The 9618-nt window shown below is 63.5% G+C and carries 8 protein-coding genes and 1 tRNA gene; 3 read left to right on the top strand and 6 right to left on the bottom strand.

Translation table 11 applies throughout. The features are described from left to right. Positions 1-113: 113 nt before the first annotated feature. Both QP093_RS09940 and QP093_RS09935 read left to right on the top strand, forming a co-directional pair. The gene (locus QP093_RS09940) at positions 114-326 is read left to right on the top strand and encodes a hypothetical protein (RefSeq protein WP_285016379.1); all 213 of its coding nucleotides are present in this window, start codon (positions 114-116) and stop codon (positions 324-326) included. Positions 327-700: 374 nt separating this feature from the next. Continuing rightward, positions 701-1159, top strand: coding sequence for a hypothetical protein (locus QP093_RS09935; RefSeq protein ID WP_285016377.1), 459 nt, complete (start codon positions 701-703; stop codon positions 1157-1159). 118 nt (positions 1160-1277) lie between these two features. Here QP093_RS09935 and QP093_RS09930 read toward each other — a convergent pair whose 3' ends face one another. The 6 genes from QP093_RS09930 to QP093_RS09905 form a co-directional block, all read right to left on the bottom strand. Continuing rightward, a complete protein-coding gene (locus QP093_RS09930; RefSeq protein WP_058236515.1) occupies positions 1278-1958 on the bottom strand; it encodes a response regulator in 681 nt (226 codons plus the stop codon). Further along, positions 1955-4516 (bottom strand): DUF4118 domain-containing protein, encoded by a 2562-nt coding sequence (locus tag QP093_RS09925; RefSeq protein WP_285016375.1) that lies wholly within the window; start codon positions 4514-4516, stop codon positions 1955-1957. The genes QP093_RS09930 and QP093_RS09925 overlap by 4 nt, the downstream gene beginning before the upstream one ends. Position 4517: 1 nt before the next feature. After that, positions 4518-5105: a potassium-transporting ATPase subunit C gene (locus tag QP093_RS09920; protein WP_285016373.1), complete on the bottom strand. Its 588-nt coding sequence runs from the start codon at positions 5103-5105 to the stop codon at positions 4518-4520. A 92-nt stretch (positions 5106-5197) separates the two neighbouring features. Then, positions 5198-7285 (bottom strand): potassium-transporting ATPase subunit KdpB, encoded by a 2088-nt coding sequence (gene kdpB / locus QP093_RS09915; protein WP_285016371.1) that lies wholly within the window; start codon positions 7283-7285, stop codon positions 5198-5200. Beyond that, a complete protein-coding gene (gene kdpA, locus QP093_RS09910; RefSeq protein WP_285016369.1) occupies positions 7285-8919 on the bottom strand; it encodes a potassium-transporting ATPase subunit KdpA in 1635 nt (544 codons plus the stop codon). Before kdpA ends, kdpB begins: the two co-directional genes overlap by 1 nt. Positions 8920-8921: 2 nt before the next feature. Further along, positions 8922-9047: a potassium-transporting ATPase subunit F gene (locus tag QP093_RS09905; protein ID WP_082628504.1), complete on the bottom strand. Its 126-nt coding sequence runs from the start codon at positions 9045-9047 to the stop codon at positions 8922-8924. Positions 9048-9395: 348 nt separating this feature from the next. Here QP093_RS09905 and QP093_RS09900 point away from each other — a divergent pair. Further along, positions 9396-9468 (top strand) — tRNA-Lys (locus QP093_RS09900). The last annotated feature ends 150 nt before the right edge of the window (positions 9469-9618 follow it).

The following is a 9618-nucleotide window of genomic DNA, read 5'->3' as shown; positions in this document are numbered from 1 at the left end:
CTTCGACATAATCAACATCCTTCCCTGCCCCGCCCCAGCGAAACAAGCTAGACGTCAACCAAACCCTCAGCAGACCCCCTACGACTCCCTCTGCCTAATTCTACTTCGAGGAGATGATCTTCACCGTGGCCGACAGCTCGTTTGGTCTCAAGATCATTCTGGAGGGTGAAAGCGTGTTCAAGCGGGCCACAGACGATATTGAGGTGGCGGGCAGGGCCGGGACGCTGATCCGCCTCGGCGGCTGGCACTACACGTCGATCACGTTGCCACTCGCAATCAAAGGCGGCCTGGCGGCCTACCACAAGGTTGCACTGGCCCTGGGGTGAGCGGTAACCATTCACCTGTCCAACCAGCCCGGTGCGTTACACAAGGTCAAGTCCTCCTCCATCAGCCCGCTGCGCACGGACATGTCGTCGTGGGGATTCTTCGAGGCACACCAGGTGTGCGAGCCGTTTAGCTACCTCGATTCCGGGCTGATCGCCCACACGCTCACCGCCTCTGGGCAGGTCACCAACCCCGGACTGCTCGACGCGGTACCGATCATCACGATCAAAGGCACCGGGGCGATGACACTGACGGTCAACGCCGCCACCTACCGCGTCCAGTCACCGGCAGGGCAGATACCTTGGACTCGGCACAAAATCAACTTCAACAGCTCATTCAGGGGTACGTGCACCAGGTTCTGCGGTCTACTCGTGAGGTGCCTAAGGTCTATCCAAAGGTGATGCGGATCGAGGACCACAGCCTGCCGATCGGAGAAACGATCCACGATCAGGTTGAGGGCCGCGCCGATTTCGTGGTGCGCCGCACCTATGGTGGCTGGTTCAAGTCCCTAATGGAGTCTGAATCATTCGACTCTTACAGCGGAAAGTACGTGTTGGCGAAGCTCCTGAACACCTCCTCAAGCATTGTGTGGTGGCATCGCCTGCACCCACACGCAGGTGCATTCGTCTACTACAACCCGAAGGATCGCTACTTCCCGGACTTCGTTGCCCTTGACACCGATGGTGTCCACTGGATCATCGAGGGTAAATCCGAGAAGGGACGAGAAGACGCGGTTGTGCAAGCAAAAGCGCAAGGCTGCGGAATCGCTCGTCCGTCGATTGGTCGCCGAGGATGCCTTCGAAGGCCAGCGATGGGGCTATCTCATCGCGTATGAAGATGACATTGCTGATTCCGATTCGTGGGAAGACCTCAAGACTCGGAGCCAGCCTGTGAGCAACGCTTTATAGCGCGATGTGTGCGCGACTGGTCGCGAGCTACTCACCGCGTTGACGCTAGCTGCCAAGCACGAAGCGGTGGCCGAGGCCCGGCTCGGTGAGGAAGTAGCGCGGGGCGGAGGAATCCTCCTCGAGTTTCTGGCGGATCTGCGACATGTAGACGCGCACGTAGCCGGCCCCGTTCGTGTATTCGGGGCCCCACACGTTCTCGAGCAGTTCGTCCTTGCGTACGAGCTGATTGGGGTGGTTCACGAGGTAGCTCACGATGCCCCACTCGTGCGGGGTTAGGCGCACGGGCGTGCCGTTGACGGTCGCGGTTTTTGCGGCGAGGTCGATCGTGAGGCGACCGTCGGTGGTGGTCACGACGGGGGAGGGGGAGCCCGACGTTCGCCGCCTGAGGTTGGCGCGCAAACGCGCAAGGAGCTCCCCGAGCGCGAAGGGTTTGGTCACGTAGTCGTCGGCGCCGCGATCGAGCGCCTCAATCTTCGTGTAGGTTTCGTGGCGGGCGGTCACGACGATGATCGGGACGTCTGACCAGCCGCGGATCCCGTCGATGACGTCGAGGCCGCTCATGTGCGGCAGGCCGAGGTCGAGGAGGACGGCCTCGATCGGGTTGTCGGCGGCCATGACGAGCGCCTCCTCCCCGGTCGTTGCCGTGAGCACCTGGTATTTGCGGGCCGTGAGGTTAACGGTCATGGCCCTGGCCAGTGCCGGATCGTCCTCGACGATGAGAATCATGACGCGCTCCCAACGGTGGTGGTCTCGTGTGCGGGGGTGGGCACACTGTCGGTGGATGGGGTGATCGTGAGCGGCAGTGACAACACCATTGTGAGCCCACCTCCTGGAGTGTCGTCGGCGGTGAGCGTGCCGCCCACGCCTTCCGCGAGCCCGCGCGCAACCGCGGCGCCGAGGCCAAGCCCGTGGCTGTTCGTCGTGTCACCGAAGCGCGTGAAGGGCGTGAACAGGCGCGCCTTGCTCTCCTCGGTGAGGCCGGGTCCGTAATCGATCACGCGAATGAGGATACGCTCGCCATCCTGTGTCGCGTCGATCGTGACCCCCGAGTCGGTGTGTTTGGCGGCGTTGCTGATGAGGTTCTCGAGCACGCGCTCCATGAGCGCCGCATCCGTCGTGATTGCCGGCAGTTCGCGCGGGACGCGCTCGTCGAGCGAAGGCGGCACGAGGGAGGGGTCCATGTGGCGGAGGGTTTGGGCAACCAGTTCGGCGGGTCCGACGGTGACTGCCTTAACCTCGAGCTTATTCGTGTGGATGCGCGACATATCCAGGAGGTCCGCGACGATCCGATCCAGCCTGTCCGAGGACGATTCGATCGCGCGCAGAAGCTCCACCTGTGCGTCGCGGGGAAGATCAACGTCGTCGAGGAGGAGACCGGAGACGGCCGTTTTAATCGTCGCGAGCGGGGTGCGCAAGTCGTGCGAGACGGCCGTCAAAAGCGCCGTGCGCACGGAGTTCGCGGCCTCGAGCTGCCGGGCCTGCATGCGGGTCCGGTTGAGCTGCGCCTGGGTCATGAGGCTCACGAGCCGGCCCGAATAGGCTTCGAGGAGCTGCTGCTCACTCGACGTGAGCGGGCGGCCAACGAGGGCGAGAACGTGCTGGTCGTCGAGCGAAAAGGCTTCGTCGGCGAGCGTGACCGATTCGATCCGGATGCCCACTTCGTACTCGGGCACGAGCGTCGTGCCCTCGACGGTGGCGAGGGCGACGCCATCCTGGCCGAACGTTGTGGCGATCTGCTCGAGGATCTCCTGAATGCCGATCCCGTCGCGGATCACGGAGCGGGCAAGCTCTGTCATGAGCTGCGCGTGCCGGCGCGCCTCCTGGGACTCGCGCTGGCGGCTCACAGCGCCGTCGACGACCTGGGCGACGAGGACCGCGACGAGCACGAACACGATGAGCAGGAAGATGTTCTTCGGTTCCGTGATGGACAGCGTGTGCGTGGGCGCGGTGAAAAACCAGTTGAGCAATAGCGCGCCGCCGATGGCCGTCGCGAGAGCCGGCCACAGGCCACCCACGAGGGCGACGACGACGGACGCGAGCACGAAGCTCATAATCGCCGTGGGCAGGTGCGCCGTGGGATCGCCGAGCGCGAGGTTCGCGAGGGTGACGACGATCGTGAGAATGGTCGCGAGTACCCAGCCTGTCGCGAGCCGCGCGGGGGAGAGACTCGTGGGCGGCGCGGGAGCCGACCAGTGCGTGGCGGGCGGGTCTACGGCGACGATGTGCACGTCGATGTCGCCGGCACCGTCGATAATCGTGGCGCTCGTGGACCGCATGAGCAGCCGCTGCGCGAAGCCCTGACGCGAAGCGCCCACAACGAGCTGACTCGCGTTCACGGTCGTGGCGAAATCGAGGAGCGTGCGCGGGACGTCATCGCCCGAAAGCACGTGCCACGAGCCGCCGAGAGATTCGGTGAGGGAACGCGCTTCGCTCATCTGCTCGGGCGACATGCGCGGCGGGCCATCCGCCGCGAGGACGTGAACGACGAGGAGCTCGCGGCCGGCGATCCGCCCGGCGATGCGGCGGCCACGGCGAATGAGGGCGGCAGTCTTCGGGCCGCCGCCCACGGCCACGAGGATCCTCTCGCGCGCCGCCCACGGCTCCTTGATGCCTTCCTCGCTGCGGTACTTCTCGAGACCATCGTCGACCTGATCGGCGAGCCACAAAAGCGCGAGCTCGCGAAGCGCCGTGAGGTTCCCCTTGCGGAAAAACTTGCTGAGCGCCGCATCCACGGTCGCGGGCCCGTACACCTGCCCCTGCCGCAGCCGCACGCGCAGCGCATCGGGGCTCAGGTCGATCAGCTCGACCTCCTCCGCTTCGCGCAGGACCGGATCGGGAATCGTCTCGTTTTGCACGTGGCCCGTAATGTTCGTGACCACGTCGTTGAGGGACTCGAGGTGCTGAATGTTCACGGTTGAGATGACGTTGATGCCCGCATCGAGCAAACGGTGCACATCCTGCCAGCGCTTCGCCGTCGTATCCTCGCCGTGCACGGTATGAGCGAGCTCGTCCACGAGAACGACGTCGGGCTTACGCTCGATAATCGCCGGAACATCAAGCTCGTCATACGTCGAGCCGCGATAGCTCACCCGCCGAGGCGGAATCACCGGCAGCCCCTCAAGCCTCGCGGCGGTCCCCGAACGCCCGTGGGTTTCAACGACGCCCACGACGACGTCCTCCCCGCCCTTCAGGCGGTCGTGGGCCTCCTCGAGCATCGCGCAGGTCTTACCTACGCCGGGGGCAGCCCCCAGATACACCTTGAGTACACCGCGCACCGTGTTCATGTCAGTCCTTCGCCGCAAGCAGGTCGAGGTTCAGGTCATTGACGTTGACGACCTCTTCACCTGCAAAGCCGAGGGTTCGCCCCTGGGTGTGCTTCTTGACGAGCTGTTCAACAGCTGACCGCGAAAGCCCCGAGTTCTTCGCCACTCGTTCGATCTGGATGAGAGCATACTCCGGGCTGATGTGCGGGTCGAGACCGGAACTACTCGCGGTCACCGCATCCGCGGGGACAACGGCCTCATCAACGCCGTTCTCGCGGGCGATAAGGGCGCGCTGCTCAGCGATCTGCGCGGTGATCTCCTCACCGACAGGGCTCAAGTTCGAGCCGCCCGAAGCCAAACCGTCGTAGTCGCCCGCCGACATCCGGGGGTGGAACAGGGCGGGATCCTTCGACGTGTCCTGAGCGATCAGAGACGACCCGACGGTGCGGCCATCGAGGCTCATCATGGAACCGTCGGCATTGTGAGCGAACGCCCGGCCAGCGCCCCACACGGCCGCTGGATAAAACAGGCCAAGCACAACGAGAAGGGCAAGAAGAATGCGCGTGGAGCGCCACATGACGGAGACGATGCCCGAGAGTGTCGAGTTCATGAGTTTTCCAATCGAGAGAAAAACGACAGTGGTGGTGGGGCCGAGCCGGAGAGGTCACGAGAAGCGGTGCCCTCGCGGCTCGGCCCTCATGGTTAGAGCCCGGGAATGATGCTCACGACGAGGTCGATGAGCTTGATCCCGATGAACGGAACGATGAATCCGCCCAGGCCATAGATGAGCAGGTTGCGGCCGAGGAGCTGGTTTGCAGAACCCGGCCGATACTTCACGCCCTTGAGCGCGAGAGGAATGAGCACAACGATGATGAGCGCGTTGAAGATCACGGCCGAGAGGATCGCCGACTCGGGTGAACTCAGGCGCATGACGTTGAGCAGATCGAGGCCGGGGAACACGCTCACGAACATCGCGGGAACGATCGCGAAATACTTCGCGACGTCATTCGCGATCGAGAACGTCGTGAGAGCACCGCGCGTGATGAGAAGCTGCTTGCCGATCTCGACAATCTCGATGAGCTTGGTCGGATCCGAATCGAGATCGACCATGTTGCTCGCTTCCTTCGCGGCCTGCGTGCCCGTATTCATGGCCACGCCGACGTCGGCCTGCGCAAGCGCCGGAGCGTCATTCGTGCCGTCACCCGTCATCGCGACCATGTTGCCGCCGCGCTGCTCACTGCGGATCAGCGCGATCTTATCCTCGGGCTTTGCACCCGCGAGATAGTCGTCAACACCGGCCTCTTTCGCGATCGCACGCGCCGTCAGCTCGTTGTCGCCCGTAATCATGACGGTGCGAATGCCCATCTTGCGAAGGTGCGCGAAGCGCTCCGTCATGCCTTCCTTGATGACATCCTTGAGGTGCAGGCTGCCGAGCACGCGGCGGGCCCCGGCCTTCTCTTCGGCCACGACGAGGGCCGTGCCACCGTCGGAAGAAATCTCCCGCACAGTTTCGTTGACATCCTCCGTGACGGTTCCGCCCTTCGCGGTGACCCACTTGAGGATCTCGGAAGCCGCGCCCTTGACGATGCAGTGCTCGGGAGTGCGCTGCACGCCGCTCATGCGCGTTTCCGCGCTGAACGGGATGAACTCAGCGTTTCGATACTCGCTTTCGGGAATCGGACCAACGCCCATGGTCGTCGTCGCGAACTCCACGATCGAACGACCCTCGGGGGTCTCGTCCGCGAGAGAGGACAATAGCGCGCCGTAGGCAATCTCGTCCTCGCTCACGCCCTGGGCGGGAATGAACGCGCTCGCCTGGCGATCACCCAACGTGATCGTGCCGGTCTTGTCCAACAGCAGAGTTGTCACGTCGCCAGCGGCCTCGACCGCACGGCCCGACGTCGCCATGATGTTGCGGCGCATGAGCCTATCCATGCCGGCGATACCGATCGCCGAAAGGAGCGCGCCGATCGTCGTGGGGATAAGACACACGAGCAGGGCGATGAGAACCTCGATCGGTTGCTTCGCGCCCGCGTAATCGGACATGGGAACGAGCGTCGCGACGACGAACAAGAAGATGAGCGTGAGCACCGAAAGGAACGCCGAAAGAGCGATCTCGTTCGGGGTCTTCTGCCGCTGCGCGCCCTCGACGAGGTCGATCATGCGGTCCACGAACGTGTTGCCCGGCTTCGAGGTTATGCGTACCTCGATCTCGTCCGAAAGGACGCGCGTGCCGCCCGTGACCGCCGAACGGTCGCCGCCGCTTTCGCGGATCACGGGAGCGGATTCGCCCGTAATCGCAGACTCATCGACCGTCGCGGCACCCTTGACGACGTCGCCATCGCCCGGGATCGTCTCGCCCGCACACACCACGACGATGTCACCGGGGCGAAGATCCGCGGCGGGCACCTCCTCGATGCTTCCATCCTCGCGGCGCACGCGGCCCACGGCCGCTGTCTTCGCGGAACGGAGCGCATCGGCCTGCGCCTTACCTCTACCCTCAGCCACAGCCTCGGCGAGGTTCGCGAACACGACCGTGAGGAACAGCCAGATCGCGAGCGAGAATACGAACACGCTCGGCTTGAAAAAGCCCACGATGATCGTGATGAGCGCGCCCATCTCGACGATAAACATGACAGGCGTGCGCACCATGTGCGCGGGGTTCAACTTGCGCAGCGCCTGCGGGAGCGCCTTGGCAAGAGCGCGCGGCGTGAAGCCTGATCCGGAATTCGCGGTCTTCTCCTCGTGAGGCTGCGAAGAAACGCGGTCGGTCACCTGTACCTGAGTCATTACATGAGTCCTTCAGCAAGTGGTCCAAGAGCGAGCGTCGGAAGGAAGGACAGGCCGGTCACGATGAGCGCGATGCCGGCCATGACGCCTGCAAAGAGAGGTGTGTGAGTGCGCAGGGTGCCGCGGTTGGTCGCGACAACCTCCTTGGAGGCGAGCTTGCCCGCGAGCGCCACCACGAACAGCATCGGCAGGAAGCGGCCAAGCAGCATGACGAGGCCCAGCGCCACGTTGAAGAACGGCGTGTTCGCATTGAGGCCCGCGAAGGCGGAACCATTGTTGTTGGACGCCGACGTGAACGCGTAAAGCACCTCGCTGAAGCCGTGGGGGCCGCCGTTGGCGAGCGACGCAGCCGTCGACGGCAGGGCGATGGCGACTGCCGATCCCACGAGCACGAGCATGGGTACGACGAGGATGTACAGGCTCATAAGCTTGACCTCGGTCGGGCCGATGCGTTTACCCATGTAGACCGGCGTGCGGCCCACCATGAGCCCGCTGATGAACACGCTCATGATCGCGATGACGAGCATCCCGTACAGGCCGGAACCGACGCCGCCCGGCGCGATTTCACCGAGAAGCATGTTGAAGATCAACACGCCGCCGGAAATCGGCTCGTAGGAGGAGTGCATCGAGTCCACGGCGCCCGTTGAGGTGAGCGTCGTCGCGGTCGCAAACAGGCTCGAACCGACGATCCCGAAGCGCGCCTCCTTGCCCTCCATCGCGGCGAGATGATCGCCCGCGAAGTGAAGCTGGAGGGCGGTCGTGGCGGCGAGCGAACCGATCGCGAGAACAGCCATCGCGCCGAGAACAGCCCAGCCCTGACGCTTGTCGCCCACCATGATTCCGTAGGTGCGGGGGAGGGCGAACGGGATAAGCAGGATCAGGAAGATCTCGATGAGATTTGTGAGGCCGTTCGGATTCTCGAACGGGTGCGCGGAGTTCGCGTTGAAGAAACCGCCACCGTTCGTGCCGAGCTCCTTGATCGCTTCCTGGCTCGCGACGGGCCCGCCGGGAATGATCTGTGTTCCACCGGTGAGGGTGTGCACGTGCTGGGCGGCGTTGAAGTTCTGGATGGCGCCGCCGGCGATCAGAAGGATCGCGCCGATGAACGCGATCGGCAAAAGGATGCGGAAGTTACAGCGCACGAGGTCAACCCAGAAGTTACCGAGCTTATCCGTGCCGTGGCGGGCAATACCGCGGATGATCACGATAGCCACGCAGATTCCGACGGCGGCCGAAATGAAGTTCTGGAACGACATGCCCAGCATCTGCGTGAGATGGGACATCGTCGTTTCACCGCCGTACGACTGCCAGTTCGTGTTGGTCACGAACGAGGTTGCCGTGTTCCACGCCTGCGTCTCTTCGACGGGGCCGAGGCCGTGCGCCATGGGCAGCCATTGCTGAACGCGCTGCAGGATGTAGAGGCCGAGCACACTGAGGAGGGAGACGGCGAGAATGTTGCGAAGGTAAATTCGCCACGAGTGCTCGCGGTCTGTTCGGATCCCCGCGAAGCGGTACACGAGCCGCTCCGGCCACAGGTGGCGCTCAGAGGTAAAGGTGTGCGCCATGTACGCGCCGAGCGGTCGATGCACCGCGACGAGTGCCGCGATGAGAACGAGGATTTGAATGAACGCCATGACTACCCGAACCTTTCCGGTCGAATGAGTGCATAGGTCACGTACACGATTGCGGCTGCGCAGATGAGCAGCCAGGCGATATCGAGGATGGTCACAGCAGGCTCACCGCCGATGCGAGGCCCAGGCATCCTCCGAAGAATACGGTCGTCAATACGACAAACACAATGTCGAGCACGGTATGGCTCCTGAATGATGCTGCCGGAAACCCTCCGGCGTGGCGGATCCGCAACCGGGGTACCCGGCGTGCGAAGTCGCTCGGTTGAGCGGCACTGCTATTGAACGTCGAGGTCGCCCGGGCCCGAATGAAAACTGACGCGTTCTTGACGCGGCGCCGATTTTTCCTGACACATTCTTGACACCGCCTGGTCAGGGGTCACATTTTTTGCCTGTTTCTCGCCGCGCGCGTGCGTGAGGTGTGCCCCGTGAACTTGGAGGCGGGGCGTGGGGCCGCTATGCTGCTGTAGTTGGAGTAACAGGGGCCTTTAGCTCAGTTGGCAGAGCATCGGACTTTTAATCCGCGGGTCGCGGGTTCGATCCCCGCAGGGCCCACTCGACATGTGAACGGGCGGCTCGGTCATAGCGACCGGGTCGCCCGTTTTATAGGGTTATAGGACATTTTTGGGGGGTGGGCTTGTCGCGGGGTGTTGAGTGTCCTGCCCAGCCTTTTCTGATGTGTAGTGATCCGTCTTGGTAGTTGGT

It is taken from the genome of Pauljensenia sp. UMB10120 (assembly GCF_030212035.1).
In the GTDB taxonomy this organism is placed as follows: Bacteria; Actinomycetota; Actinomycetes; order Actinomycetales; family Actinomycetaceae; genus Pauljensenia; species Pauljensenia radingae_A.
The sequence above is the reverse complement of the archived record's forward strand: the minus strand, read 5'-3'. Positions and strand labels throughout refer to the sequence as shown.

Excerpts from the sequence above, each read along its gene's own strand:
- QP093_RS09940 (WP_285016379.1), top strand. The coding sequence starts at position 114 with ATGATCTTCACCGTGGCCGACAGCTCGTTTGGTCTCAAGATCATTCTG.
- QP093_RS09920 (WP_285016373.1), bottom strand. The coding sequence starts at position 5,105 with ATGAACTCGACACTCTCGGGCATCGTCTCCGTCATGTGGCGCTCCACG.
- kdpA (WP_285016369.1), bottom strand. The coding sequence starts at position 8,919 with ATGGCGTTCATTCAAATCCTCGTTCTCATCGCGGCACTCGTCGCGGTG.
- QP093_RS09925 (WP_285016375.1), bottom strand. The coding sequence starts at position 4,516 with ATGAACACGGTGCGCGGTGTACTCAAGGTGTATCTGGGGGCTGCCCCC.
- QP093_RS09930 (WP_058236515.1), bottom strand. The coding sequence starts at position 1,958 with ATGATTCTCATCGTCGAGGACGATCCGGCACTGGCCAGGGCCATGACC.
- kdpB (WP_285016371.1), bottom strand. The coding sequence starts at position 7,285 with ATGACTCAGGTACAGGTGACCGACCGCGTTTCTTCGCAGCCTCACGAG.
- QP093_RS09905 (WP_082628504.1), bottom strand. The coding sequence starts at position 9,047 with ATGCCTGGGCCTCGCATCGGCGGTGAGCCTGCTGTGACCATCCTCGAT.